Source organism: Thermomonas sp., assembly GCF_023953935.1.
GTDB lineage: Bacteria > Pseudomonadota > Gammaproteobacteria > Xanthomonadales > Xanthomonadaceae > Thermomonas.
Genome location: NZ_JAMLIW010000004.1, coordinates 182585 through 208319 on the forward strand (window position 1 = coordinate 182585; position 25735 = coordinate 208319).

23 protein-coding genes are annotated in these 25735 nt (G+C 66.2%); 18 read left to right on the forward strand and 5 right to left on the reverse strand.

Translation table 11 applies throughout. The features are described 5' to 3' along the window. Window positions 1–17 precede the first annotated feature (17 nt). The gene (locus M9902_RS06395; protein WP_297221611.1) at window positions 18–1325 is read left to right on the forward strand and encodes a dicarboxylate/amino acid:cation symporter; all 1308 of its coding nucleotides are present in this window, start codon (window positions 18–20) and stop codon (window positions 1323–1325) included. Between the two features lie 48 nt (window positions 1326–1373). Here the strand turns inward: M9902_RS06395 and M9902_RS06400 are convergent, their stop codons facing one another. Further along, entirely contained in the window at window positions 1374–1760 is a 387-nt protein-coding gene (locus M9902_RS06400; RefSeq protein ID WP_297221613.1) for a type II toxin-antitoxin system VapC family toxin, read from the reverse strand. Between the two features lie 5 nt (window positions 1761–1765). Further along, a complete protein-coding gene (locus tag M9902_RS06405) occupies window positions 1766–2011 on the reverse strand; it encodes an Arc family DNA-binding protein (protein WP_297221615.1) in 246 nt (81 codons plus the stop codon). Between the two features lie 261 nt (window positions 2012–2272). Here M9902_RS06405 and tkt point away from each other — a divergent pair, with 261 nt between their 5' ends. The 7 genes from tkt to M9902_RS06440 all read left to right on the forward strand — a co-directional run bounded on the left by tkt (window position 2273) and on the right by M9902_RS06440 (window position 10434). Next, window positions 2273–4258 carry a transketolase gene (gene tkt / locus M9902_RS06410; protein WP_297221617.1) on the forward strand — a complete coding sequence of 662 codons (1986 nt, stop codon included), beginning with the start codon at window positions 2273–2275 and terminating at the stop codon, window positions 4256–4258. Window positions 4259–4279: 21 nt separating this feature from the next. Beyond that, on the forward strand, window positions 4280–4717 hold the full coding sequence (locus M9902_RS06415) for a DUF2946 family protein (protein WP_297221618.1): 438 nt from the start codon (window positions 4280–4282) through the stop codon (window positions 4715–4717). A 54-nt stretch (window positions 4718–4771) separates the two neighbouring features. Beyond that, window positions 4772–6847, forward strand: a complete 2076-nt coding sequence (locus tag M9902_RS06420) for a TonB-dependent copper receptor (RefSeq protein WP_297221620.1) — start codon at window positions 4772–4774, stop codon at window positions 6845–6847. Between the two features lie 69 nt (window positions 6848–6916). Then, window positions 6917–7375: a copper chaperone PCu(A)C gene (locus M9902_RS06425; RefSeq protein WP_297171754.1), complete on the forward strand. Its 459-nt coding sequence runs from the start codon at window positions 6917–6919 to the stop codon at window positions 7373–7375. A 402-nt stretch (window positions 7376–7777) separates the two neighbouring features. Beyond that, the gene (locus tag M9902_RS06430; protein WP_297171755.1) at window positions 7778–8149 is read left to right on the forward strand and encodes a BlaI/MecI/CopY family transcriptional regulator; all 372 of its coding nucleotides are present in this window, start codon (window positions 7778–7780) and stop codon (window positions 8147–8149) included. Then, on the forward strand, window positions 8136–9923 hold the full coding sequence (locus tag M9902_RS06435) for a TonB family protein (protein WP_297221622.1): 1788 nt from the start codon (window positions 8136–8138) through the stop codon (window positions 9921–9923). Before M9902_RS06430 ends, M9902_RS06435 begins: the two co-directional genes overlap by 14 nt. Next, entirely contained in the window at window positions 9868–10434 is a 567-nt protein-coding gene (locus M9902_RS06440; RefSeq protein ID WP_297221624.1) for a TonB family protein, read from the forward strand. The genes M9902_RS06435 and M9902_RS06440 overlap by 56 nt, the downstream gene beginning before the upstream one ends. A gap of 16 nt (window positions 10435–10450) precedes the next feature. Here M9902_RS06440 and M9902_RS06445 read toward each other — a convergent pair whose 3' ends face one another. After that, window positions 10451–11311, reverse strand: a complete 861-nt coding sequence (locus M9902_RS06445; protein WP_297221626.1) for a S1/P1 nuclease — start codon at window positions 11309–11311, stop codon at window positions 10451–10453. 84 nt (window positions 11312–11395) lie between these two features. Between M9902_RS06445 and gap the strand changes: the two genes are divergently transcribed. Continuing rightward, entirely contained in the window at window positions 11396–12400 is a 1005-nt protein-coding gene (gap, locus tag M9902_RS06450; RefSeq protein WP_297221627.1) for a type I glyceraldehyde-3-phosphate dehydrogenase, read from the forward strand. A 64-nt stretch (window positions 12401–12464) separates the two neighbouring features. Here the strand turns inward: gap and fdxA are convergent, their stop codons facing one another. After that, a complete protein-coding gene (fdxA, locus tag M9902_RS06455; RefSeq protein ID WP_297171432.1) occupies window positions 12465–12791 on the reverse strand; it encodes a ferredoxin FdxA in 327 nt (108 codons plus the stop codon). 58 nt (window positions 12792–12849) lie between these two features. Then, window positions 12850–13299 carry a hypothetical protein gene (locus tag M9902_RS06460; RefSeq protein ID WP_297221629.1) on the reverse strand — a complete coding sequence of 150 codons (450 nt, stop codon included), beginning with the start codon at window positions 13297–13299 and terminating at the stop codon, window positions 12850–12852. A gap of 99 nt (window positions 13300–13398) precedes the next feature. Here M9902_RS06460 and M9902_RS06465 point away from each other — a divergent pair, with 99 nt between their 5' ends. The 9 genes from M9902_RS06465 (at window position 13399) to M9902_RS06505 (ending at window position 25735) form a co-directional block, all read left to right on the forward strand. Further along, entirely contained in the window at window positions 13399–15072 is a 1674-nt protein-coding gene (locus M9902_RS06465; RefSeq protein ID WP_297221631.1) for a sensor domain-containing diguanylate cyclase, read from the forward strand. Between the two features lie 96 nt (window positions 15073–15168). Then, window positions 15169–16353 carry a phosphoglycerate kinase gene (locus M9902_RS06470; RefSeq protein ID WP_297221633.1) on the forward strand — a complete coding sequence of 395 codons (1185 nt, stop codon included), beginning with the start codon at window positions 15169–15171 and terminating at the stop codon, window positions 16351–16353. Beyond that, the gene (locus M9902_RS06475; protein ID WP_297171425.1) at window positions 16350–18389 is read left to right on the forward strand and encodes a DUF3857 domain-containing transglutaminase family protein; all 2040 of its coding nucleotides are present in this window, start codon (window positions 16350–16352) and stop codon (window positions 18387–18389) included. The genes M9902_RS06470 and M9902_RS06475 overlap by 4 nt, the downstream gene beginning before the upstream one ends. Before the next feature lies 1 nt (window position 18390). After that, complete coding sequence (locus M9902_RS06480; RefSeq protein WP_297171423.1) at window positions 18391–20652, forward strand: tetratricopeptide repeat protein; 2262 nt, start codon at window positions 18391–18393, stop codon at window positions 20650–20652. A 67-nt stretch (window positions 20653–20719) separates the two neighbouring features. Next, window positions 20720–22192, forward strand: coding sequence for a pyruvate kinase (gene pyk, locus M9902_RS06485; RefSeq protein WP_297221635.1), 1473 nt, complete (start codon window positions 20720–20722; stop codon window positions 22190–22192). A gap of 185 nt (window positions 22193–22377) precedes the next feature. Further along, a complete protein-coding gene (locus M9902_RS06490; RefSeq protein ID WP_297171419.1) occupies window positions 22378–23010 on the forward strand; it encodes a hypothetical protein in 633 nt (210 codons plus the stop codon). Between the two features lie 75 nt (window positions 23011–23085). Continuing rightward, the gene (locus M9902_RS06495; protein WP_297221638.1) at window positions 23086–24090 is read left to right on the forward strand and encodes a class I fructose-bisphosphate aldolase; all 1005 of its coding nucleotides are present in this window, start codon (window positions 23086–23088) and stop codon (window positions 24088–24090) included. Window positions 24091–24192: 102 nt separating this feature from the next. Continuing rightward, entirely contained in the window at window positions 24193–24558 is a 366-nt protein-coding gene (locus M9902_RS06500; protein ID WP_297171416.1) for a hypothetical protein, read from the forward strand. A gap of 106 nt (window positions 24559–24664) precedes the next feature. Then, on the forward strand, window positions 24665–25735 hold the full coding sequence (locus M9902_RS06505) for an efflux RND transporter periplasmic adaptor subunit (RefSeq protein WP_297171414.1): 1071 nt from the start codon (window positions 24665–24667) through the stop codon (window positions 25733–25735).

Genomic DNA, 25735 nt, shown 5'->3' on the forward strand with positions numbered 1-25735 from the left:
CGGAGCGAGGCAGTTCGATGGCTGAAGGCAAACGCGGCAAGCTGGCGCTGCACTGGAAGATGCTGATCGGCTTCCTCGCCGGCCTCGGCCTCGGGTTGCTTGCGCACTACGTGTCGGGTGCGGACGCGGCCTGGGTGGAGAACCTGACCGAGTACGTCACCCAGCCGATCGGCACACTGTTCCTGCGGCTGATCTTCATGCTGGTGATCCCGCTGCTGTTCTCGGCGCTGATCATCGGCGTGGCGGAAATGGGCGACGTGCGCTCGCTCGGGCGGATCGGCTGGAAGACTCTGGGCTACACCATCCTCGCCTCCGGGATCGCGGTGGTGCTTGGTTTGGCGCTGGTCAACTGGCTGCATCCCGGTGGCGGCGTCGACCCCGAGGTGGCGCGCTCGATGCTGGCGCAAAGCGCCGAGCGCGCGCAGGCGATCGTCAGCGGTGCCGGCACCCAGCCCAAGGGGCTGGACCTGCTGCTGGGCATCGTGCCCGACAACGTGGTGGCGGCGGCGGCCAACAACACCATTCTGGCAGTGATGTTCTTCGCGCTGATGCTCGGCATCGGGCTGGTGCTGGTGCGCACCGAGGCCACCGCGGCGCTGCTGCGCGGCATCCAGGGCCTGTTCGAAGTCTCGATGAAGTTGATCGAGCTGGTCATCTCGCTGGCGCCTTACGCGGTGTTCTGCTTCATGTTCAACCTCGCCGCATTGTTCGGCTGGGACCTGCTGCGCTCGCTGGGGGCCTACGTCGGGGTGGTGGTGCTGGCGCTGACGATCCACCTGGTCGTGGTGTATTCGCTGATGCTGCGTTTCCTCGGCGGCTGGTCGCCGCGCAAGTTCTTCCGCGGCGTGCAGGAAGCCATGGTGATGGCGTTTTCCACCGCCTCCAGCAACGCCACCCTGCCGGTGTCGCTGCAGGTGGCCGAAGAGCAGCTGAAATTGCCACGCCGGATCTCGCGCTTCGTGCTGACCGTGGGCGCCACCGCCAACCAGAACGGCACCGCGCTGTTCGAGGGCGTGACGGTGCTGTTTCTGGCGCAGTTCTTTGGCGTCAGCCTCGACTTGCAGCAGCAGTTGACGGTGATGTTCGTGTGCATCCTCGGCGGTATCGGCACCGCCGGCGTGCCGGCTGGTTCGCTGCCGGTGATCGCGCTGATCTGCGGCATGGTCGGGGTGCCGCCGGAGGGCATCGGTTTGATCCTCGGCGTGGACCGCTTCCTCGACATGTGCCGCACCACCTTGAACGTCACCGGCGATTTGATGCTGGCGGCGGTGGTCTCCAGGGGCGAGGCGCCTGATGGCGATGAGGCGGTGCCGGCAGCGGCTTGAGAGCGATCCAGAAAACGGCAGGGAGATCGCCGAAGCTGGCGATAGTCGTCAAGCCGCCGCCAGCGGCTTGGCGGTGTCCGGAAACGCCTTCAGCAACTTGCCGTCCATCGTGATGAGGCGCGTCCCCAGCATTTCCGCCAGCGCGATGAATTCACAGTCATAAGCCGAACAGCCGCTGCCCCGAACCAGTTCCAGCACGCGACGTGAATCCAGCTCGTGCTCGGCGCCATCGAGAAGGGATTCCGCCTCGCGTTGGATGGCAAGGGCGTGTTCGAATGTCAGCGTCCCGCGGGGCAGGAAGCCGGCCAGGATGTCGCGGAATTCGCTGCGCCACAGGATCGGCGCGTGCCAATCCGGATCGCTTTCCAGCAGCCGTTCTGCAGCGGTGGTGAACTCCCCCGGCAGGTACAGGTAGGCCAGCACGTTGGAATCCACCACGATCATGCGCGGCCTTGGCGCTTCATGGTATCGATGGCGTCTGCGCCGAATCCGCCCGCCTGCACGCCGGCTCGCAGCGCCCGCGCCCGCGCCAGCCGCTCTCTGGGGGCGAGCTTGCCGGGAGTCAGCACCGTTTCCAGGCAGACGATGGCCTCGCTGTTCAGGCTGCGCCGGTTCAGCGCGGCAGTGGCCTTGAGCTGCTCGTAGACCGCATCGGGGATGTTCTTCAAGGTGAGGGTTGTGGGCATGGGGGCGGCTCCATTCGGATGGAACCATACTACAACCGTTTTGGTTGTATTGTGAATGGAAGGCCGCGAGGCAGGGTGGATGATGGTCTGCATGCACACAGACTGCCAGCTGCCGGTTTGCGGCACAGTCGGCGTTTGCCTTGCTGGTTGACCGGATTTTTCCCGCTGGAGCGTGGGCGGCTGCCTGAATGTTGGCTTGCTGGCCCCCTCGGCCGGCATGGCGTGGGACAATGCGCGTTCTCCCTCGTTTCGCCTCTCGCCATGCCCGCGCCGACCCGCCGTGACCTTGCCAACGCCATCCGTTTCCTTGCCATCGACGCGGTGCAGGCCGCCAACTCCGGGCATCCGGGCATGCCGATGGGCATGGCCGACATTGCCGAGGTGCTGTGGAACGATTACCTGAAGTGCCATCCGGGGAATCCGCACTGGGTCGACCGCGACCGCTTCGTGCTGTCCAACGGCCACGGCTCGATGTTGCAATATGCGCTGCTGCACCTGAGCGGCTACGCGGTCTCGATCGAGGATCTCAAGTCCTTCCGCCAGCTCGGCAGCAAGACCGCCGGCCATCCGGAAAATCATGTCTGTCCGGGCGTTGAAACGACCACCGGCCCGCTGGGGCAGGGGTTGGCCAATGCGGTCGGTTTCGCGCTGGCGGAAAAGCTGCTGGCGCAGCGCTTCAATCGCGACGGTCACGCCATCGTCGACCACCGCACCTGGGTGTTCCTTGGCGACGGCTGCCTGATGGAAGGCATCAGCCACGAGGCCGCCTCGCTGGCGGGCACCCTCGGCCTGCACAAGTTGATCGCATTCTGGGACGACAACCACATCAGCATCGACGGCGACACCGCAGGCTGGTTCACCGATGACACCCCCAAGCGCTTCGAGGCCTACGGCTGGAACGTGATCCGCGGCGTCGACGGGCACGACGCCGACGCGATCAAGGCGGCGACCGAATCGGCGCTGGCCTGCGCGGACCGGCCGACCCTGATCTGCTGCCGCACCACCATTGGCTTCGGCTCGCCGGCCAAGGCCGGCAAGGAATCCAGCCACGGCGCGCCGCTGGGCAAGGACGAGGTTGCGGCTACCCGCGCCGCGCTGCATTGGCCCTACGCCGAATTCGAGATTCCGCGCACGATCTATGACGGCTGGCGCGCGCGCGACCGCGCTGCGCTGGAGACCGACTGGGACGAGCGCTTTGCCGCCTATGCGGTCGCGTTCCCTGAACTGGCCGCCGAGTTCGTGCGACGCATGTCCGGTGACTTGCCGGCCGGTTTTGCCGCCGCGGCCGATGCCTTCATCGCCAAGTTGCAGCAGGACGGCCCGAACATCGCCAGCCGCAAGGCCTCGCAGAACACCATCGAAGCGTTCGCGCCGCTGTTGCCGGAATTGATCGGCGCCTCGGCTGATCTTGCGCATTCCAACCTGACCTTGTGGAAGGCCAGCAAGCCGGTGACGTCGGATGATCCGGGCGCCAACTACATCCACTCCGGCGTGCGCGAATTCGGCATGACTGCGATGAGCAACGGGCTGGCGCTGCACGGCGGCTTCCTGCCGTTCGATGCCACCTTCCTGGTGTTCTCCGACTACGCTCGCAACGCGGTGCGCATGAGCGCGCTGATGGGCGCGCACGCCATCCACGTCTATACCCACGATTCGATCGGCCTTGGCGAAGACGGCCCGACCCACCAGCCGGTCGAGCACATGGCGTCGTTGCGCTATATCCCGAACAACGACCTCTGGCGTCCCTGCGATGCGGTGGAATCGGCGCTGGCGTGGAAGGCCGCGATCGAACGCAAGGACGGCCCGTCCTGCCTCGTGTTCAGCCGCCAGAACCTGCCGCACCAGCCGCGCAGCGACGCGCAAGTGGCAGCGATTGCGCGCGGCGGCTATGTGCTGAAGGACAGTGTCGGCGCGCCCGAAGTCATCCTGATTGCGACCGGCAGCGAAGTCGGATTGGCAATGCAGGCGGCGGCGCAGTTGGGCGATGGCGTTCGGGTGGTGTCGATGCCTTGCGTGGAGGTGTTCGAGCGCCAGGACGCCAGCTATCGTGAAGCCGTGCTGCCGAAGGCCTGCCGCAATCGGGTGGCGGTCGAGGCCGGCGTCACGGGATTCTGGGGCAAGTACGTCGGGCTGGATGGTGCAGTGATCGGGATCGACAGCTTCGGCGCCAGCGCGCCGGCGGAAGCGCTGTTCGCGCATTTCGGCATCACGCTGGAAAAATTGATCGAAGTCATTCACGGCCTGTAGCGGAGCGATACCCTTGCGCTCATGACGGCCATGCGCGCACCGCGCTTTCTGCACTGGATGACCCGCCTGGCGCTGGTGGCGGTTCTGCTGCTGGCGGTGATGCCGACCCTCAGCCGCTGGCTGGACAGCCGCCATGTGGCTCCGGCGGAAGTCGCGATGGCGATGTGCACCGGTGCCGGCATGACGATGCTTTCGGGACACCGCGGCCATGCGCCTGCACCTGACGCAGCATCCATGTCGCATCCGGAGCCGAGTCCGATGCCGATGGGCGGCATGCACGATGGCGATGTCTGCGCCTATTGCCCGTTGCTGACCTCGCTGCTGCCGGTGCTGCTGGTGCTGGCGCTGGTTCTGCCGCCATTGCGGCGCATTCGCCTGCCGTCCTGGGCCACGCCTGCGCAGGCCGCGCAGCCGTGTTTGTCGGGATTGGGAGCACGCGGACCACCGATCCTGCTCTGAACCACGCACCTGCCCGCGGGGCCTTGCCCCGCCCATCGTGCTTTGGAGAATCTCATGTCCGTATTTGCCTGTGCGACGGGTGTGCCGTCGCGTCGCGCGCTTGCCTGCGCGCTGGCCGCCGCGTTGCTGCCGAATCTTGCCCTTGCCATTGAAGAGACTGATGGAGACAAGCCCGTCACCCGCCTCGAAAGCGTGGTCGTGATCGGCACACCGGTTCAGCCGCTCACCTTCGAAACCGATCCAAAGCTGCCGCGCCAACCGGTTCCGGCCAGCGACGGCGCGGATTACCTGAAAACCATCCCCGGGTTCTCCGCGTTGCGCAACGGCGGCACCAACGGTGATCCGGTGCTGCGCGGGATGTTTGGCTCGCGCCTGAGCCTGTTGACCAGCGACGCCAGCATGCCTGGTGCCTGCCCGTCGCGGATGGACAATGCGATGTCCTACATCGCGCCGGAAACCTTTGACACGCTGGTGGTGGTGAAAGGCCCGCAAACCGTGCGCTGGGGGCCGGTTGGCTCGGCCGGCACGGTGCGCTTCACCCGCGAGGTGCCGCGTTTCGACAGCATGGGGTTGCGCGCGCAGGGCAGCCTGCTGGGTGGCAGCTTCGGCCGCAACGATCAAGTGCTGGAACTGGTGGCCGGCGCGCCGAAAGGCTACGTGCGGCTGGGTGCCAACCGTTCGGAATCCGGCGATTATCGTGACGGCAACGGCCTGCGCGTGCCGTCGGCGTGGAACAAGTGGAACGCCGATCTGGCGCTGGGCTGGACGCCCGATGCCGAGACCGTGCTGGAAGTGGCGTTGGGTGCGGGCGACGCGCAGGCGCGCTACGCGGCGCGCAGCATGGACGGTGCGCAGTTCCGACGCGACAGCCTAGGGCTGCGTTTCGAGAAGGCGTTCACGGGCCGGTTGCGGCAGGTGCAGGCCAGCGCCTACCGCAATGTTGCCGATCACCTGATGGACAACTACAGCCTGCGTAGCCCCAATCCGCTGGGCAGCATGCCGATGCCGATGGCGTCGAACGTTGCACGCACCACGCAGGGCGGACGAGTAGCGGTGGACTGGGCTTGGGAGAAATTCGAGCTCACGGCAGGGTTGGATACCCTGCACAGCGTCCACCGCCGGCGCAGCGCCATGGGGCGCGGTGCCTACCGTGCTCAGCCGTGGACGCAAGATGCGCGCTTCAGCGATCTGGGGGTGTTTGGCGAAGCCACCTGGACGCTGGGCGAGGGACATCGCCTGCTTGCCGGCCTGCGCGTGGATTGGGCCGAGGCCACGGATCGGCGGGCGATGGTCGGCAAACCCGCCAAGCCAAATCCGACCTTTGGACAAACGCGCGCGCACACGCTGCCGGCCGGCTTCGTCCGCTACGAGCGTGGAATCGCGGCCAGCGGTTGGGGTTGGTACGCGGGGCTGGGTCACACCCGACGCATGCCGGATTATTGGGAACTTTTTTCCCCCGACCTCGGGCCGGTCGGGGCCGCCAATGCGTTTGCCGGCGTGCGCCCGGAGAAGACCACGCAGATAGACGCGGGCCTGCAATGGCGCGGTGCGCGCGGCAGCGCGTGGGCGTCCGGATACCTTGGGCGGATCGACGATTTCATCCTGTTCCGCTACATGCCCGGCGGCATGATGGGGCCCAAGAGCAAGGCGACGAATGTCGATGCGCGGATCCACGGGCTGGAGGCCGGCGGTGAGTTCCGACCGGGCAACGATTGGACCGTGGGTGGCAATTTGGCTTGGGCTTGGGGCTCCAATCGGGATGCGGGCACTGCGTTGCCGCAGATGACGCCGCTGGAAGTGCGCTTGAGCGCGGCTTGGGAAAAGGATCGGTGGAGCGCGGGTGCGCTGCTGCGTCTGGTTGCGGCGCAGCGCCGCGCGGCGCCGGAGCAGGGCAACGTGGTTGGCCAGGACCTGGGCCCGAGTCCGGGCTTTGCCACGCTGGCGATCAACGGCGGCTACCGTTTCAACGATCGCCTGCAGCTGACGGTCGGGATCGACAATCTGTTCGATCGCGCCTATGCGGAGCACCTCAATCTGGCCGGCAGCGCCGATTTCGGCTACCCCGCGCTGCCGGTGCGGATCCTCGAACCGGGCCGCAGTCTCTGGCTGAAGCTGATCCTCACCCCCTGACACGCGGCACAATGCGGGGCGCGGCACGAAGCGGCCGCGGCCTGCGGGAGAACACGCATGAAAATTCGCATGAAACACACGTTGATCTGGGGTCTGGCCCTGCTGCTTTCCGCCTTTGCCGCCATTGCGGCCGAAGGCGGCATCCGCGTCGAATCGGCCTGGGCGCGCGCCACCCCGCCGGTGGCGCCGGTGGCGGCGGCTTATCTCGTGGTGATCAACGATGGCGACACGCCCGATCGCCTGTTGCGCATCGACAGTGGCATTGCCCGGCGCATCGAGATGCACCGCACCGCGAATGAGAACGGGGTGATGCGGATGCGGCCGATCGAAGGCGGTGCCGTCATCCCCGCGCGCGGGCGGCTGGAGTTCGCGCCGGGTGGCAATCACCTGATGTTGATCGGCCCGGTGCGCCCGCTGGTCGCCGGTGAAACCTTCGAAGCGACGCTGGTGTTCGAACGTGCGGGCCCGCGCAAGGTGCGTTTCGAGGTGCGCGGCATGGATGGCAATGCACCTATGCACATGCATTGAGCGGTGTGGGCTGTCTTGTCGCAGGCCGAGGCGGATGCCCCTGGTCGCGAATGTCCTCCGACATCGGCTTGTGGCCGATGTCTCCCCCTTTATTTCGCGACCAAGGGCATCCGGCTCGGCCTTTGGAAGTACTCAGGTAGAGCGGGGATCAACTGAAAGCCAGAGCCCGGTGTGGCTCGCAGGCCTTCGGAGCAAAATAAAGGAGGAGGCATTCGCCGCCAGCGAATGCCGGGGGACATTTGCTCCGAAGGCCTGCGGGCCACGCCGGGCGTCCGACGCCGGCAGATCGCTGGTCCAGCGGCGGTCAGTCATTCCGGAAGCAGGATCCGGACCGGAACGCCCCAGCATGCTTGACAAGACAAATTACATCTGTAATCTGGAAAAAAATTACGGGTGTAAACGATGCAGATCAGCGAAGCCGAATCGGTGGTGATGGACGTGCTCTGGCAGCGTCATCCGCTGGGCGCGGATGAGGTGGTCGGCGCGCTCGCCAGCCGGCAGGATTGGCAGGAAGCAACCATCAAGACCCTGCTCAATCGCCTGCTGAACAAAGGCGCGATCAGCGCTGCCAAGGACGGCCGACGCTACCTGTACTCGCCCTTGCTCGAACGCGAGGACTGGGTGCAGGAAGAGAGCCGTGGCTTGCTCGATCGCCTGTTCGATGGTCGCGTCGCGCCACTGGTCGCGCATTTTTCGAAGCATCGCAAGCTCAGCCGCAAGGACATTGCCGAACTGCGCAAATTGATCGAGGAGATCGACGATGGACAGTCATGAACTGTGGGCGTGGTTGATCGAAGCGACCTTGGCCAGCAGCGCGGCGGTGCTGCTGGTGCTGGCGCTGCGGCGGCGGCTGCGGCGGGCGTTCGGTCCGCAGCTGGCCTACCTCTTGTGGGCCATGGTGCCGCTGGCGATGCTGGCCACGCTGGTGCCGAAGCCGCCGGCGACGGATGCGGCGGCGGCGCCGATGCTGCAGGCGATGATCCTCCCGACTGCGTTGGTCGATGCGGGGCTGCCGATGGCGCAGACGCTGGCATGGCGGCCGTGGCTGCTGGCGCTGTGGCTGGCCGGCGGATTGCTGTTCGCGCTGCGCCAGTGGCACAGGCAGATCGCGTTCCGGCGCGGCTTGGAACCGCTGCTGCCGCAGGGCGACGCGCTGCGCGCACACGCGGCGATCGCCGGCTTGCCCGCGAGCCTGGGGCTATGGCGGCCGCAGGTGGTGCTGCCTGCCGATTTCCAGACCCGCTACGACGCCAGCCAGCGCGCCTTGATGCTGGCCCACGAGCACGCCCACATCGCCCGCCGCGATCTGCAGGCCAACGCGCTGGCGCTGGTGCTGCGCAGCCTGTTCTGGTTCAACCCGCTGCTGCACTGGGCTGCGCGCCGGTTTCAGCAGGACATGGAAATGGCCTGCGACGCCTGCGTGCTGGCGCGTGTCCCGGCAGCACGCCGAACCTATGGAGCAGCCATGCTGCTGACCCAGCTGGCGAACCAAACCCCGCCACTGGGCTGCCATTGGGGCCAGGGGCATCCACTCAAGGAGAGAATCGAAATGCTCAGCCAAGCCCCTTCCACGCGTCGCCGCACGCGCCTCGGTGCCGTGGTGATCGGACTCGCGTTGTCTGCGGGCGCCTATGCGGCGTGGGCCGCGCAGCCGCCGGAGCTTGCGCCGTTGGGAACGGCGCCCGAACGTCCGGCTGCCGATTTCGATGCCCGTGTGAAATACATGGCCGATGGCGAGGAATCCGGACGCATCGTCATCAGCCAGAACTTCGGCACGCGTTTCGTCTTGACCGACGCCGGCCACCCCGAGCTGCCACCGCTGGCCGTGACCGTCACCCCGGTGATGCATGTCGGGATGGCCTACGAGGTCCAGACCGAGTTGCTGCGCGCCTCGGGTCCCGAGCCGGGGCCGCGGCTGTTGATGCGTGATGGCAGGGTCACCAGTGCCCGCGTGGAAACCGCAAATGGTGGCGGGTTTGGCAGCGTGGAGGTGGCCATCGCAGTCGAGGCGCGCGACATCAAGGCGGCGCAAGCCGCCGCGCGGCCGCTGTCGTCACCGCCAACGCCTCCACCCGCGCGGCCGCTGCCGCCGACCGTGCCGCCGCCGCCCGCACCGGATGGCGCTGCGCCGCCGGTGCCGCCCGCACCGCCGCCTGCGCCAAGTGCGCTGGTTGCACCGCCGCCACCTCCCCCGCCGCCGCCGCCGCGTGATGGTTCGGCAGGTGCCTCACCGGCAACCGCGATCCGGCCACTCGCGCCCCCCGCTTACCCTGTCGATGCCCAGCAGGAAGGCATTGAGGGCATGGTCGTGATGGTGGTGGACGTGGGTGCGGATGGTCGGGTGACGAACGCCGTGGTGGATCGGTCCAGCGGTGACAGCCGTCTCGATGCTTCGGCGCTCTCGGCAGTGCGCGGCTGGACATTCCATCCGGAAATGCGTGCCGGCAAGCCGGTGGCGAGCCGGGTGCGGGTGCCGATCCAGTTCGCAGCGCATGATCCTGACGCCGCTCCGCCGGTGCCACCACGGCCAGCAGCGAACGGAGGCTGAGGCCTTGCGCTCCATTCGCAAGAACGTGCTTGCCTGCGTGATGCTCCCGGTGGCGATTACCGCCACCGGGTGCGCCTCGCATCCACCACCGTTGGCGACACCGACCGTTGGCTATGCTGCAAACGGCAGTGTCAGTGCAGATATTCTGGAAGCCGATGCGGCTGCGCGTTATCAGCCTGTGCCGGGCAGCGATTACCTGAGCCCGGTGGCGAATCCCGGGAATGCCAGCCCGGTTTACCCGGCGGGACTGCTGACGCAGCGTCTGCCGCCGGTGCAGGTGGCGGTGCGGTTGATCGTGGATGCGACGGGTGGGGTGGTCGATGCCCGCATCGCGGCCGATCAGGGGGGTGAACCGCCGTTTGCCGAGGCCGTGTTGGTGGCGGTGCGTGGTTGGAGGTTCATTCCCTTGCAGCGGGTCACCGGCACCAGACTGGAAGCCTTGCCGTTCACCGAGAGCTACCGATTTACCTTTCGTCAAGTCGACGGCCACGCGGTTGTCGAGACCGAATGAGCCGACTTGTCGATGCCTACTTGCCCAAGGTCCGATTGAGCAGGTCGGCCAGCCGGATCGCGGCGATCTCCACCCGCTGTTCGGCCAGGGGACGCATCTGTTCCAGGTAGTGGCTGGTCATCTTGTGCTTGTTGTCGGGCGGATACAGGCCGGGCTGCTCGGTCAGGCGACAGGATTCCTCGGCCCACTGCAGCGGCGTGGTGGCGGTCTGCGCCAGCCGTTCGAACGGCGCCTGCGGCTCGCCTGCCAGCGCATTGGCGTACGCCGCAAGGTCCAGCTTGCGGTTGGCGAGAATGTAGAAATCCCACACCGAATGCAGGTTGGTGCCCTGGACGCCATCCACATATTGCCTGCGCGCGTAGTCCTCCGGCTGGATCGAGGTGCGCAGGCTGATCTGGAAGCGGTTGCCGCCGGCATCGGTGCGGCTGTTGGCGTGCAGCGGCTGGTGCAGGTCGCCGACCAGATGCACGACCCACTTGAGCGCGTCGCGCCGCGCCTCCAGCGGCTGGCTGCGGTCGCCGAGGATTGCCGTTTCCCGCTCCAGCGCAGCGACCGCGCAGTTGCCGTCGGGGCAGTCGCGGGCGAGGTCGAAGCCGCAGCCGCCGCCGCTGGCGTTGATGTAATGCCAGCGCGAGGTCGCCCGGAACAACTCGGGATCGGTGCTGCGCAGGGCGTCGGCCCAGGTAGCGACGCCGGCCAGGCTCGGATCCGGCTCGCCCTTGAGCAACACCGCGACTTCGGCAGCGGCAGCCGGGTTCAGCCGCCGCTGCGCCAGCTCGCCAACCAGCTGGTGGCCGAGCGCGGACCAGGCCAGCCCGGCGACCGGGATCAGGGTGATCAGGACAAGGAACAGCGAAATGACGATCCGTCTTGACATTGAAGGTGGCCGTGGCGGGCTAAACCGCTAAAATAGCGCGGATCGGACGCGTTGTCCGACGAGAAATCCTCCAGGAGTCAGCAGATGGCAATCAAGGTCGGCATCAACGGCTTCGGCCGCATCGGGCGCTGCGTGTTCCGCGCCGCGATCGAGAACTTCGCAGGCGACATCGAAGTCGTCGGCATCAATGATTTGCTGGAGCCGGACTACCTGGCCTACATGCTCAAGCACGACTCGGTGCACGGGCGCTTCCAGGGCGAGGTGGCGGTGGAAAACGGCGCGCTGGTGGTCAACGGCAAGCGCATCCGCCTGACCGCCGAGCGCGACCCGGCCAACCTGAACTGGGGCGAGGTCGGCGCCGAGGTGGTGATCGAGTCCACCGGGCTGTTCCTGACCGCCGAGCAGGCGCACAAGCACATCGACGCCGGCGCGAAGAAGGTCATGATGTCGGCACCGTCGAAGGATTCCACCCCGATGTTCGTGTACGGCGTCAACGACGGCAAATACGCCGGCGAAGCGATCATCTCCAACGCCTCGTGCACCACCAACTGCCTGGCGCCGGTGGCCAAGATCCTGAACGACAAGTGGGGCATCAAGCGCGGCCTGATGACCACCGTGCACGCCGCCACCGCCACCCAGAAGACCGTCGATGGCCCCTCGCACAAGGATTGGCGCGGCGGTCGCGGCATCCTCGAAAACATCATCCCGTCCAGCACCGGCGCGGCCAAGGCCGTGGGCAAGGTGATCCCCGAGCTCAACGGCAAGCTCACCGGCATGAGCTTCCGCGTGCCGACCTCGGACGTGTCGGTGGTCGACCTGACCGTGGAGCTGGAAAAGCCGGCGAGCTACGCCGAGATCAAGGCCGAGATGAAGGCGCAGAGCGAAGGCGCGTTCAAGGGCATCCTCGGCTATACCGAAGAAAAGGTGGTGGCCACCGATTTCCGCGGTGATGCCCGCACCAGCATCTTCGACGCCGACGCCGGTATCGCGATGGACGATACCTTCGTCAAGCTGGTGAGCTGGTACGACAACGAGTGGGGCTACTCGAACAAGTGCCTTGAAATGGTCAAGGTCATCGCCGCGCGCTGAGGCGGCGGTATCCGGCCACGAAAAAGCCCCGCAATGCGGGGCTTTTTCATTCACGGCCCGTGGGTCATTCGCGGCGCAGCAGCGGCAGCTTGTCCGGCTTGCCGTCCCATTCGGCCGCATCGGGCAGCGAGGGTTTCTTGTGGGTCAAGACCGGCCACAGCGGCGACAACTCGGCGTTGATCGCGAGGAAATTCTCCTGTCCGGCGGGAACGTCGTCCTCGGCGAAGATCGCCCCGACCGGGCATTCGGCCACGCACAACGTGCAATCGATGCAGCTTTCCGGATCGATGACGAGGAAATTGGGGCCTTCGTGGAAGCAATCGACCGGGCACACCTCGACGCAGTCGGTGTGCTTGCAGTTGATGCAGTTTTCGGTGACGACGTGGGTCATGGCAGCAGGTTTTGCGGGCTTTCGATTATAAGCGATGCGGTGATCGCCTCGTGCTGGGTCAGACGACCGAATCGGCGTAGAACATGAGCTTGGCGAGGACCACGATTCCCACCATCAGCGACAGCACGATCCGGTGGGTATAGCGGAAGCGGCAGGGGTCCATGGTGCCTTTCAGGCCGGCGCGGATCGCGGTGACGAACACCCCGAGCACGCCGAAAGCGAGCAGGACCTTGAGCGAAAGCAGCCAGCCGAATGGCGTTCCAAGGCAGGTGAACCCGCTGCAGCGGATGTCGAACAGTGCGAACCCGCTGAGAAACAGCAGCGCCACCACCACCGGCATGAAGCGCCGCACTCGCGCCATCACCGCCGCTTCGATTTGCTCCATGATCGCGTGGTCGAAGCGCGCGTGGAACGATTCCAGCACCAGCACCTCGAAACACACGGCGCCGACGAAAATGATGGCGCAGGACAGGTGCAGCAGCAGGATCAGGGGATACCACGAGGCCATGCGGACACGATACGCCGCCGTTCCCGGCCTGTCTGGGGCAGAATTGACTTGGATCAACTGAAACGGCAGGCGGTTTGGCCTGCGTGATGGAAGACCAGCGTGGCCGGAAGTGGTGTCCGCAAGCCGTGGAGTTTGCGCCGTCGCCTTGCCCTCGGGCTGGTGGCTGCGGCGCTGTTGCCGGCGATCCTGTTCAGCGCGGCGCTGCTGGCGACCCAATGGCGGCGCGACCACCAGAATCTGAGTGCCGCGCTGGATGCCAGCGTGCGACTCAATGCCGGCCTGATCGACGATTTCCTAGAATCCCAGCAGGCCGCCATGCGATTGTTGGCCGAGACCCTGCCCGAGCACCCGGAGGATGACGGGATCCGGCTGGCGAATGTGCTGCACGCCTACCCGGCGATGATCCGCATCCTGGTGGTCGACACCGGGGGCGATGTCGTCGCCATCCGCGATGCCCGCGGCCGTGAACTTGCACAACTGTCCGGGCTGGGCCGGAACGAAGACTGGTTCCTGGCGGCCCGTGATCGATTCCGGCCGTATGTCACCAACGTCTATCACCGCCCGGCCTACGGGTCGGAAGCAGTGGTTGGCGTGTCCGCACCGATCCTGCGAGGCATGGAATTCAAGGGCGCAGTGCTGGCGGCGATCCCGGTCGAAAGCCTGATGCGGCAAAGCGCCGAGAGTGCGGCCCGCAGCCAGTGGGAGCTGCTGCTGATCGATCGCGACAACCGGGTCATCTTCGCCAGCCATGGGCTGCGATTTCGCACCCTCGGCGATGCCGGCGCGGCCGGCGGCGCGCTCGCGCGCAGCGCTGCCACCAGCGGCCAGCCCGTCCGCGAGTTGCGGCTGGGAGGCTTGCTCAAGGGGGATGCGCTGGCCTACGCCCAGGCGGTGCGCATGCGCAATGGTTGGGTGCTGGCGCTGGTGGCGCCGCGCCAGCAGCTGTTGGCGCCCCTGTTGCCGCGCATCGCGCTGCTGGCAGCCTTGCTGACCGTCACCTTGCTCTGCGTCTTCGGCGTGCTCGGCCTGCAGTGGCGCACGCTGGGACAAAGCATCGAGGCCTTGGCCCAGGGTCTGCGCGGCTATGTGCTGGGCGGGCGCATGGATGCCCGGAGGATGCGTCGGTTGCCGGGTGAACTGGAACCCTTGGCGGAAGGCATCGAGGCGCTGGGCGAACGCATGAACGCGGCCTATGCCAAGGTCCAGCAAGTGCTGGGCGAGCGCGAGCAGGTGATTGCCGAGCGCACCGAATCCCTCAACCTGGCGGTGTCCGAACTCAGCCTGCAAAGCCGGACCGATGCTCTGACCGGTGTTCTGAACTATCGCGGCTTCCGCGAGGCCTGCGATCAGGTGTGGGCGGATCCGGACAGCCAGCCGCTGGCGGTGCTGGCGCTCGATATCGACCATTTCAAGCGCTACAACGACCTCTATGGGCATGCCGAGGGTGACGTGGCGCTGCGTCGGTTTGCCGGCGCGGTGCGCAGCGCGCTGTTCCGTTCCGGCGACGTGCTGGCGCGCCCCGGTGGCGAGGAATTCTCGGTATTGATGCCTGACTGCACCTTCCGGCAGGCCATGCAGGCGGCCGAGCGCGTGTGCGCACGCGTGCGCGAGGCGGACATTTCCCACGACGCCACCCCGAGTGGCCGGCTGACGGTCAGCATCGGCGTGGCTGCGCGCGAGTCGGATGATGCCGATATCGATGCCCTGCTCAAGCGCGCGGACGCCGCGCTGTACCGGGCCAAGAGCGGCGGGCGCGATCGCGCCAGCGCGTAGGCCCGAGTGTTGGACAGACCCGCGCCGGCGCGGGCGTTTGAACCGGCCGGCCGTGGACGCGACAATGCGCGCTTCCCATCGATTGGAACCTGCCCCATGGCGATCTTGCGCATGACCGACCTCGACCTCGCCGGCAAGCGGGTCCTGATCCGGCAAGACCTCAACGTGCCGATCGATGCGCACGGCCACATCACCTCCGAACAGCGCATCCTGGCCTCGCTGCCGACCTTGCAGCGGGCGCTGGACCAAGGCGCCGCGGTGCTGGTGACCTCGCACCTCGGACGGCCCAAGGAAGGCACGTGGAGCGCGGCCGATTCGCTGGCGCCGGTGGCCGCGCGACTGTCCGAGCTGCTGGGCCGTGAAGTGCCGCTGTTGAAGGATTGGGTGGATGGCGTGGCCGTGGCGCCCGGCCAACTGGTGCTGCTGGAAAACTGCCGGATGAACATCGGCGAGAAGGCCGATGACGAAGCGCTGGCGAAGAAATACGCGGCGCTGTGCGATGTGTTCGTGATGGATGCGTTCGGCACCGCCCACCGCGCCCAGGCCTCGACCCACGGTGTCATCCGCTTCGCGCCGGTGGCCTGCGGCGGACCGCTGCTGATGGCCGAACTTGACGCGCTGGACAAGGCGCTGGCGAATCCTGCGCGGCCGCTGCTGGCCATCGTCGCCGGCAGCAAGGTCTCGACCAAGCTCGAGCTGCTGGGCAGTCTGGTGGACAAGGTCGACCAACTGATCGTCGGCGGTGGCATCGCCAATACCTTCCTCGCGGCGCAGGGCCATGCCGTCGGCAAGTCGCTGGTGGAAATGGACCTGGTCGATACGGCGACGCAGATCATGGCCGATGCGCAGGCGCGCGGCGCGGATATCCCGCTGCCGGTGGACGTGGTGGTGGCCCCGGCCTTCGCTGCCGATGCGCCGGCCACCACCATGCCGGTGGATGGAGTCACTGCTGACGACATGATCCTCGACATCGGCCCGGCCACCGCCGCGCGCTATGCCGGAATGATCGCCAAGGCCGGCACCGTGGTCTGGAACGGCCCGGTCGGCGTGTTCGAATTCGACGCTTTCGCCGCCGGCACCGCCGCGGTGGCCCACGCGATTGCAACGTCAAGCGCGTTCTCCATCGCCGGCGGCGGCGACACCCTCGCCGCCGTGGACAAATTCGGCATCGCCGACGAGGTCTCCTACATCTCCACCGGCGGTGGTGCCTTCCTCGAATTCCTCGAAGGCAAGACCCTGCCGGCGGTGGCGGCGCTGGAAGCGCGCGGGGCGCAGGCATGAACGCAAATATCCTGAAAGGACTTTTGGGCCTGCTGCTTTTCCTCGTGCTGGTTGGGCCTGCCGGCGCCGAGGATTTCAGCAACGGCGGTTTCAGCTTCAGCACCGGGCCGGCGCCCGCCTTCGTTCGCGAGCGCCCGGTGGAAACGGCCTGGCCTGCGGATGCGCCCGGCGCCAACGATGACCAGTGGCGGTTCTGGCGCTTTGACCGGCAAGTGGACCGGCGGCCTGGCCAGGATATTTCCTACGTCGATTACATCTACGAGCCGCGTTCCCAGGGCAACCTGGGCGATGCCGGTCGATTCGATATCCAGTTCAATCCCGAATACCAGAAGCTGGTATTGCATCGGGTCGAGCTGTACCGGAACGGCAGCTGGCAGTCGCGCCTGAAGCCCGGCGAAATCACCATTGCACGGCGCGAACAGCAGTTCGAGCAGGAAATCTCGGACGGAATGGCGACTGCACTGATCCTGATCGAGGATGTGCGCATCGGCGACGTAGTGCGGATCAGCTACAGCATCATCGGCAGCAACCCGATCCTGGCCGGGCAGCAGTCGGAGTCGACGCGGCTGGCGTATGGCCACCCCATCCTCGACCTGCACCTGCAGGTGCTCTATCCCCCCGGCACCGAGGTGACCTTCCATCGCGAGAATGGTGCGCCGGCGCCGACCGTAACGCAGACGGCGGAGGCCACGCGCGTGGATGTGGGCGCCTCGCGGGTCGATCGACTGCTCAATGACGGCGACTATCCGGTCTGGTTCGAGCCGTATCCGCTGGTCCAGATCAGCCCCAAGCGCAATTGGGCGGAGGTCGTGGCCTGGGCGCTGCCACTGTATCCGGATCGTAGAGCGACGCGACTGCCGGAGGACTTGGAGCGACGGATCGCGCAGTGGAAGGCGCTGGCAACGCCGACCGAGAAGCTGCAGGCTGCGCTGCGGGCGGTGCAGGACGAGGTGCGCTATTTCGGGGTGGAAACCGGAACCAGCTCGCATCGCCCGCGCGAGCCGGAGCTGGTCTGGCGGCGTCGCTACGGTGACTGCAAGGACAAGGCTTGGCTGCTGGTCACGATTCTGGACCGGTTGGGGATTCCGGCGGTGCCGGCGCTGGTGGATACCGGGCGTGGCCGCAGCGTGCACGACTACGCGCCTTCCGCGAGCCTGTTCGACCATGTGATCGTGCGTGCCCGGATCAACGGTGCCACGGTGTTCGTCGATCCCACCATGCGCCTGCAGGGCGGAACCCCGCAGCAGACCGATCTGTCGCAGTACGGCTATGTGTTGCCGGTGGCGGCGGGGCAGGCGGTGATGGAGGAAGTCCTGCCGTCCGGTGGCGTGGAGAATGGAATTGATGAATCGGCGGATTTCTCGCCTGACGGCGAGGGGCTGCGTTTTGTCGTCGTGACCGAATATCGCGGGCGCAATGCCGACGCCGAACGGGTCCAGCTGGATCAGTCGCGGCTGGAAGACCGCGCGCGGAGTTACCGCGAGTACTACGGCAAGCAGTACGGTGCCATCGAATCGCTGGAGCCGCTGGCGGTCAACGATGACCGACAGGCCAACCGCATCACGATCCGGGAAGTCTACCGGCTGGCCGCGCCGTGGAAGGTCGAAAACGGCCTCAGCGTGCTTGCGGTGGAGGCAGGCATGGCCAATTGGGCGGCAAATCTGCCGTCGCGCGTGGAACGTCGCGGGCCACTGGATTTCAAGCCTTCCGGCCGCTATCGCAACACGGTGACCGTGCAGGCTCCCGAAGGCTGGGTGGCGCGTTTTGAAGGCGACGCCGATCGCATCGATTCCGGTGCCTTCCGCTTCCTGCGCACCCAGGAATTCAAGGACGGCAAGGCTCGGCTGGTGACGGAGATGGTCGTGACCTCGCGCGAGGTTGCGCTTGATGCAGTCCCAGCGCATGTGGCCGCGCTGCGCAAGGTGCGTGACCTCATTCGCACCCGATTTGTCTATCGGGCGCCGGTCAGCGCCGAGGCTGCCGGGCGTGAGGCGCGGTTGCAGAATCTGCTGCGAAACGTGATGGAGGAGCGCTGAGATGGCCACGATGTTGCGCGCGCTGGCGCTGTTCCTTGGCTTGAGCATGGCAGTTCCCGTCTCCGCGCAGGAGGCGGCTGCACCAGACGTTGCCACGCAGTGGCGGGAACTGTTGGCCCACGGAACGGCCGAGAGCGTCAACATCGCGTCCGCTGCGATCGATGCGGTCGATTATTCCGGTGATGGCGTGGATGGGGACAAGTGCCGCTCCCATGAGGGTGCGCTCAAGGAGGCGATCAGACAGCTTCCGGTGTCGATGATGGTTCAGCGTGTTGCAATGCTGTGCGCGCAAGCCACAGGTGACCAGGCGGCGGCCGACCGCGCTTCGGCAGCGCTTGCGGCGCTGGCAAAGGATGCCTTCGCGCAGGCGTCGCGCGGCGCCTGGGCAAAGCCGGTACGCGTCGTGCTTCCCGGCGATGCATTGGCCCTGCTTGCGTCTGCCGGCATGACGGTGCGCTATGAACTTTTCGAGCAAATCCGCCCTAGGCCCTATTTCCCCTGGCGGATTGCGGCGGTGCCGGCAGATGGCGGCCAGGAAAAAATCCTCACCTTCGACTATGTCGACACCATGCAGATTCTGGACCGTCGGAGTCGGGCCTACGGAACCCCGCGGCTGCGCATGGTCTATGCCGAAAGCACGGTCAAGGGATTGGCCGATCTGGGCGTGACGGGCGCCATCGACAACCTCGCGATTGTTGCGGCTTCGCAAAGCGCTACCGCGGCGGAGAAAGTCCGGGCCCTGCGTACTGCAGCGGCACAAGGCGGGTTGCAGTCGATCTATCTCTGGATGCTGGTTTGCAAGAGCGGCGACACTCCAAACTGCACCGATGGACTGATCGACGCCCTGTTGCCGCTTGCCGAAGCGCGGCAGGGATATCCGATGGTGCTGCTGGCAACGGCCTACGCGCAGGGGATCGGGGTAAAGGCCGATCAGACGGCCGCCGAAGCCATGCTGGATGCTGCGGATCGGGTCATGGAAGGACACCGTGCGGCAAGCGTGTTTGCCGATACCTATTCGACCTTGGGCGCCGACTCTCCGTTCCCCGACTTTCTGCGGCGCCGGCTTTTGGTTGCTCGCGACGCGGGAAATGAGGTCGCAGGAATCCAGCTGATCGCCAATGACATGCAGGCAAAAGACGATGCCTATGTGCTGAGCGCCGATGATGAGCGACGACTTGCCGACCCCGCCAACAATGGGCTCGGGAAAGGCTTGGCGGTTCTTGCGCTCTGGTATCGCGAACGTGATCAAGGCAAGTACGAAGATTATCTGCAGCGGGCGGCCGATGCAGGGGATGCCGATTCGCTGAGCACCCTGGCGTTTCGACAGCGCGGCAATCAGGGGACGGAGCCGCTGCCGCCGGCCGCCGAGGCGCTGTTCGAGCGCTCGGCCAACGGTGGGGATCCCTACGCCATGCGCTATCTGGCCTATCTGGCCATGGTTGCCGGCAAATGGGAGCGAGCGGAAGACTGGATCCTGCTTGCGGCCGTGGACAATGACGTGAACGCCATGTTCCTTCTGGCAGGCCTGTGGGCCGGTGGTCACGAAGGCATGAGCGGCACGCCGGAGCGGGCCAACGCCATCCTGGAAAATCTGGCTGAAAACAAGAAGTACGGAGCGCGTGCGCGGAGGATGCTCGCCAACAATGCGGTGCAAGGCAGGGGGATGGCAAAGGATCTGGAGCGCGCGCGACGCTGGTTGGAGCAGGACGCGGACGCTGGGGACGCCGAATCGCAAGCCGACCTCGGAATGGGCTATCTGAGCGGGCGATTCGGTCGGGCGGATGAGGCCAAGGGGCGCAAGTGGATGGAACGCGCCGTGGCCGCCAACCTGACGTCTGCGTTTACCGCCTACGGCTATTGGCTGCTGAACGAAGCGAACGGCGCCGGTGACAGTGCGTATGGGCTGAAACTCATGCGGCGGGCGGCGGATGAGGATGATGAGACGGGACTGAACAATCTGGCCTGGGAGCTGTGCGTGTCCCGCAACCCTCAGGTTCACAACCCGGAAGAAGGGTTGGCCTATTCCAGGAAGCTGGAAAAGCATCCGAACCTTGATCCTTCAGTCATCGATACCGTCGCTGCGTGCGAAGCGGCGGCAGGACACTTCGAACGTGCGATCGAACTGCAGCGCAGGGTCGTCGAATTCATTGGCAAGCGCCCCGAATCCGATCGGGACAGTCTCGCCGAAATGCAGGCGCGGCTGGCGCTGTATCAGGCAGGCAAGCCCTACCTCAAGGAGGATGCGACGCCGGACGCCCCCTGAATTGGCGCGGTCGGGCATCAGATTCATGCTAGCTTCCAGCCAGCATGACCTGGATAGTTGACCTGCAATGACGCCCACCACCGCGCAGCGCCATACCCGCATCGTCGCCACCCTCGGGCCGGCCACCGATCCGCCGGAGGTGCTGGAGGCGATCCTGCGCGCCGGCGTCGATGTGGTGCGGCTGAATTTCTCGCACGGCGATCCGTCTGCGCAGGTGGCGCGCGGTGAGGCGGTGCGGGCGATGGCGGAGAAGGTCGGACGCGAGGTCGGCATCCTTGCCGACCTGCCGGGGCCGAAGATCCGCATCGAGACCTTCGCCGAGGGCAAGGTGCAATTGCACGCCGGCCAGCGTTTCGACCTGGTCGCAAGTGTCGATGCGCCGCCCGGTGATGCCTCGCAGGTGGCGGTCAGCTATCTCGGTTTGACCGGCGATGTTGCTGCCGACGATGTGCTGCTGCTGGATGACGGTCTGGTGCAATTGCAGGTCGATGCGGTCGAAGGCGAGCGCATCATCACCCGCGTGCTCAATGACGGCATGTTGTCCAACCGCAAGGGCCTGAACAAGCAGGGTGGCGGGCTGTCACTGGGGGCGATCACCGAGCGCGACCGCGAACTGATCGCGGTGGCCGCGGGAATGGACGTCGACTTCATCGCCATCTCCTTTTGCCGCACCGCCGAAGACATGCACGAAGCGCGCCGGATCGCGCGCGGCCACGGCAGCAAGGCCGCGCTGGTGGCGAAGATCGAGCGGGCCGAGGCGATCGACAACCTGGCCGAGATCATCGACGCCAGCGACGTGGTGATGGTCGCGCGCGGCGATCTGGGCGTGGAAGTCGGCGATGCCGAACTGCCGGGCCTGCAGAAGAAGATCATCCGCGAGGCGGTGGCGCGCAACAAGGTGGTGATCACCGCCACCCAGATGCTGCAATCGATGGTCGACAGCCCGATGCCGACCCGCGCCGAGGTGCTGGATGTGGCCAACGCGGTGATCGATGGCACCGACGCGGTGATGCTGTCGCAGGAATCGGCGGCCGGCCATTGGCCGGTGCGGGCGGTGGAGACGATGGCGCGGATCTGCACCACTGCCGAGCGCCAGTTCATCGCCGATACCGATTTCGAGAAAGCCGAACGTGAACTCGAGCGCGCCGACCAGGCCATCGCGATGGCGACCATGTTCCTGTGCGAACACATCGGCATCCGCGCGGTGGTGGCGATGACCGAATCCGGCGGCACCGCGCGCTACCTGTCGCGGTTCCGCTCCTCGGTGCCGATCTACGCGTTCTCGCATCATGCGGGTGCCCGACGGCGGATGGCCCTGATGCGCGACGTGTTCCCGATGGACTACGACAGCCGCGGGCAGAGCCCGCGCGAAGCGGCACGCGGCGGCATCCAGCTGCTGGTCGCGGCCGGCTGGCTGGTGCCGGGCGACCGCGTGGTGTTCACCAGCGGCGAGCACATGCAAACCCGCGGGGCGACCAATACCCTGCGGCTGCTGGAAGTCGGCCCGGACGGCGAAGCGACCGGGCTGGGCGAACTCTGAATGGGTGTGCTTTTCTGATGGCGAAGGTTGTCATACCCTAGCAGGACAAGTTGCAGCAGAGTCCCGGTGGCGAGTCCGAACAGGCCGTGTTTGGCTTCCAAGGTTCTTCGTGCTGGTTGCATGCGGGGTGTGCGTACGATCGGGCTGTGCTGACGGGCTTCAAAATTTCGTCGAGGAGATTCACGATGTCCAAGCGTCTGTTCTTTTGCTCCCTGGCACTTGCACTGAGTACCAGCGCATGGGCGGCCGACAAGATTCCGGTGGTCAATGAAGGCGGGATTGCCCGGCAGTGGACCTTGGCGCCGGGCGCCAGCCTGCCGGTGCCGGCCTACCCGGAAATCTACAAGTCCAGTGGCGCAGAGGTCTGCGTTGCGATTGGCTATTTGCTCAACGCCGATGGCACCACTTCCGATTTTTCCCTGCTCAAGTCCTGGAGCTCGGATGAATCAGCGCAGTCGCAAGATGGCTATTGGGCGCTGTTTGCCCAGGATGCCTCAAATGCGCTTGCACGCTGGAAGTTTGCCCCGCGCCCGGAGGTGGTTGAGGCCAAGCCGGTTTATACGGTGGCCACTTTCCTGTTTGGTGCCAAGGATGTTGCACAGTTGCGCAACCAGTGCAGCATTCCGGATCTTCCTTACCATCTCGTCGAGTTGCGCAACAACAAGAAAGTCGCGCGCAGGATGGTCAACGATGACCTTTTCTCGCGTCTTCAGGTCGATCCACTGCTGCAGCAGCGCTATGAGCTCCAGCAGCGGCAACAGGGGGAGGCATCCAGAAGGCTGGAGAACCCGGCTCCCGCGGCGCGATCGTCACGCTGATTGACGTCGGCGCACGGCGGGGCCGCGGAGCGGAAAGCCAGCTATAATGCCGGATTCAGCAATCGAGGCCCCACCATGAGCATCGAACAACTCGCCGAAACCGCCCGCGCCATGGTGGCGCCGGGCAAGGGCATCATCGCGATTGACGAGTCCGCCGGCACCTGCAAGAAGCGTTTCGACGGCGTCGGCATCGAAAGCACCGAAGAGAATCGGCGCGCCTACCGCGAGCTGCTGCTGACTGCGCCCAACGCCAACCAGTACCTGTCCGGCGCGATCCTGTTCGATGAGACGATCCGCCAGTCCACGCGGGACGGTGTGCCGTTTGCCAAGTACATGGCCGACAACGGGATGATCCCCGGCATCAAGGTCGACAAGGGCACCCACCCGCTGGCGGGTTTTCCCGGTGAGGTCGTCACCGAGGGCCTGGACGGCCTGCGCGATCGCCTCAAGGAGTATTACCAGCTCGGCGCGCGTTTCGCCAAGTGGCGCGCGGTGATCACGATTGGTGACGAGACGCCTTCCGGCACCTGCATCGAAGCCAACAGCCACGCGCTGGCGCGCTATGCCGCGTTGTGCCAGGAACAGGGGCTGGTGCCGATGGTGGAGCCCGAAGTGCTGATGGACGGCGACCACGACATCGAGACCTGCTACGAGGTGACGGAAGTGGTGCTGCGCTCGCTGTTCGACGCGCTCTACAACAACAACGTGATGCTGGAAGGCACCATTCTGAAGGCGTCGATGGTCCTGCCAGGAAAGAACTGCGCAGAGCAGGCCAGCGTCGAGGAAGTGGCCGAAGCCACCCTGATGTGCCTGAAGTCGTCGGTGCCGGCGATCCTGCCGGGCATCGTGTTCCTCTCCGGTGGCCAAAGCGACGAGGCGGCTACTGCGCATCTGGACGCGATGAACCGGATGGGCCCGAACCCGTGGCCGCTGTCCTTCAGCTATGGCCGCGCGATGCAGCAGGCGGCGCTGAAGCTGTGGGCGGCCGACATGACCGGCAACTACGCCAAGGCGCAGGCCACCGTGTTCGAGCGTGCCAAGGCCAATGGGCTGGCGGCGCTGGGGCAGTGGGAAGGCTGAGCCGTCTTCGTTTTCGCAGCAGCAGAACGCCGGCCACGTGCCGGCGTTCCTGTTTTGGGCTACCGTGACAGCAGAACGGGCGTGGATCCGGAAGGTGGAGCGATGGCCGCAACTTCGGCGCTGGTACAGCAGATCGTGGAAGCACTGGCGCGCGGCGACAAGATCACCGCGATCAAGCTGGCACGGCAGGCCCGCGGCGGTAGCTTGAAAGAAGCTGTCGAGTTGCTGGAATCAATGTCCGGCAACGATGCCAAGGGCATCCAGCTGCGGGTCCAGAAAGCGGTCGGTGCGGCCAGGGAGGTTGCAGGGCAGCACCATCAACAATCTCACGCCCAGACCATGCAGGCCGCGCGGCAGGCCAACAACCGCAAACCGACCGTGGTGATGGGAGATTCGCCCGGCAGCATGCGCTGGGTGATGATTGTCCTGGGCCTGCTGGCCCTGGCGGTCTGGCTCATGCTGGGTTAGTGCCCGAGATGGGGCGTTCCGAATCCTGGTGCCGATCCAAACCGATGGCACGGGAAGGATTCACCTCGGACCCGTAGAATCGGCGGCTTCCCGGACGGGTTGGATCATGGCGTTGCGTTCCGTACATCTTGTTTATGCCGCGCTGCTGTTCGGCAGTCTCGGACTGGTCGCCTGTGGAAAGGACACCGGGGGTGGCCCCGGTGGACGCGGCAATACGCCGACGGCCGTCGCTGCCCAAGTGGTGCAGGAAGAGGACTGGACCGACACCCTGCAGGCATTGGGCACGGTGCGCGCGCATGAGGCGGTGACGGTGACCGCCAAGGTCAGCGAAACCGTGGATCGGGTGCATTTCACCAGCGGCCAGGAGGTCGCGCGCGGGGCGCCGCTGGTGACCCTGAGTGGCCAGCAGCAGCAGGCGCTGCTGGCGTCGGCGCAGGCGCAGCAGGCCGATGCGCAGCAGCAGTACCAGCGCATGAGCCAGTTGGCCGGGCAGCAGCTGGTGGCACGTTCGGCGCTGGACAGTGCGCGCGCCAGTCGCGATGCCGCCAGTGCCCAGGTCGCGCAGATCCGCGCCAACCTGTCGGATCGGGTGATCCGGGCGCCGTTTGCCGGCGTATTGGGAATCCGCCAGGTCAGCCCGGGCGCGCTGGTGACGCCCGGCACGGTGATTGCGACCCTTGACGCCATCGCGCGCGTCTACGTCGATTTCCCGGTGCCGGAAACCGAATTGGCCGAAGTTGCACCCGGGCAGGCCGTCACCGGGAGGGTCGGCGCCTGGCCGGACCGAAGCTTCGCCGGCAGCGTCGAAACCGTCTCGGCGCGGCTGGACAGTGCCACCCGCGCCGCCACCGTCCGCGCGGACTTCCCCAACCCCGAGCGTCTGCTCAAGCCCGGCATGCTGGTCAACGTCAGCCTGGTTCGCGCCACCCGCCGGGCGATTGTCGTTCCGGAAATCGCGGTCCAGCAGGTCGGCGGTGAAACCTTCGTCTGGCGGCTCAAGAGTGACGGGACGGTCGAGAAGGCCGACGTGGTGGTGGGCGGTCGGGTTCCCGGCAAGGTCATGCTGCAATCAGGCGTCAAGCCGGGCGAGCGGATCGTGGTGGAAGGCACCGGCAAGCTGCAGCCGGGGATGGCGGTGGCAACCGACGCCAAGCCGGCCGCCGAGGCGGCGCGTTAG

Excerpts from the sequence above, each read along its gene's own strand:
- M9902_RS06395 (WP_297221611.1), top strand. The coding sequence starts at position 18 with ATGGCTGAAGGCAAACGCGGCAAGCTGGCGCTGCACTGGAAGATGCTG.
- M9902_RS06405 (WP_297221615.1), bottom strand. The coding sequence starts at position 2,011 with ATGCCCACAACCCTCACCTTGAAGAACATCCCCGATGCGGTCTACGAG.
- tkt (WP_297221617.1), top strand. The coding sequence starts at position 2,273 with ATGCCCGCGCCGACCCGCCGTGACCTTGCCAACGCCATCCGTTTCCTT.
- M9902_RS06415 (WP_297221618.1), top strand. The coding sequence starts at position 4,280 with ATGACGGCCATGCGCGCACCGCGCTTTCTGCACTGGATGACCCGCCTG.
- M9902_RS06420 (WP_297221620.1), top strand. The coding sequence starts at position 4,772 with ATGTCCGTATTTGCCTGTGCGACGGGTGTGCCGTCGCGTCGCGCGCTT.
- M9902_RS06425 (WP_297171754.1), top strand. The coding sequence starts at position 6,917 with ATGAAACACACGTTGATCTGGGGTCTGGCCCTGCTGCTTTCCGCCTTT.
- M9902_RS06430 (WP_297171755.1), top strand. The coding sequence starts at position 7,778 with ATGCAGATCAGCGAAGCCGAATCGGTGGTGATGGACGTGCTCTGGCAG.
- M9902_RS06435 (WP_297221622.1), top strand. The coding sequence starts at position 8,136 with ATGGACAGTCATGAACTGTGGGCGTGGTTGATCGAAGCGACCTTGGCC.
- M9902_RS06440 (WP_297221624.1), top strand. The coding sequence starts at position 9,868 with ATGATCCTGACGCCGCTCCGCCGGTGCCACCACGGCCAGCAGCGAACG.
- M9902_RS06445 (WP_297221626.1), bottom strand. The coding sequence starts at position 11,311 with ATGTCAAGACGGATCGTCATTTCGCTGTTCCTTGTCCTGATCACCCTG.
- gap (WP_297221627.1), top strand. The coding sequence starts at position 11,396 with ATGGCAATCAAGGTCGGCATCAACGGCTTCGGCCGCATCGGGCGCTGC.
- fdxA (WP_297171432.1), bottom strand. The coding sequence starts at position 12,791 with ATGACCCACGTCGTCACCGAAAACTGCATCAACTGCAAGCACACCGAC.
- M9902_RS06460 (WP_297221629.1), bottom strand. The coding sequence starts at position 13,299 with ATGGCCTCGTGGTATCCCCTGATCCTGCTGCTGCACCTGTCCTGCGCC.
- M9902_RS06470 (WP_297221633.1), top strand. The coding sequence starts at position 15,169 with ATGGCGATCTTGCGCATGACCGACCTCGACCTCGCCGGCAAGCGGGTC.
- M9902_RS06475 (WP_297171425.1), top strand. The coding sequence starts at position 16,350 with ATGAACGCAAATATCCTGAAAGGACTTTTGGGCCTGCTGCTTTTCCTC.
- M9902_RS06480 (WP_297171423.1), top strand. The coding sequence starts at position 18,391 with ATGGCCACGATGTTGCGCGCGCTGGCGCTGTTCCTTGGCTTGAGCATG.
- pyk (WP_297221635.1), top strand. The coding sequence starts at position 20,720 with ATGACGCCCACCACCGCGCAGCGCCATACCCGCATCGTCGCCACCCTC.
- M9902_RS06490 (WP_297171419.1), top strand. The coding sequence starts at position 22,378 with ATGTCCAAGCGTCTGTTCTTTTGCTCCCTGGCACTTGCACTGAGTACC.
- M9902_RS06495 (WP_297221638.1), top strand. The coding sequence starts at position 23,086 with ATGAGCATCGAACAACTCGCCGAAACCGCCCGCGCCATGGTGGCGCCG.
- M9902_RS06500 (WP_297171416.1), top strand. The coding sequence starts at position 24,193 with ATGGCCGCAACTTCGGCGCTGGTACAGCAGATCGTGGAAGCACTGGCG.
- M9902_RS06505 (WP_297171414.1), top strand. The coding sequence starts at position 24,665 with ATGGCGTTGCGTTCCGTACATCTTGTTTATGCCGCGCTGCTGTTCGGC.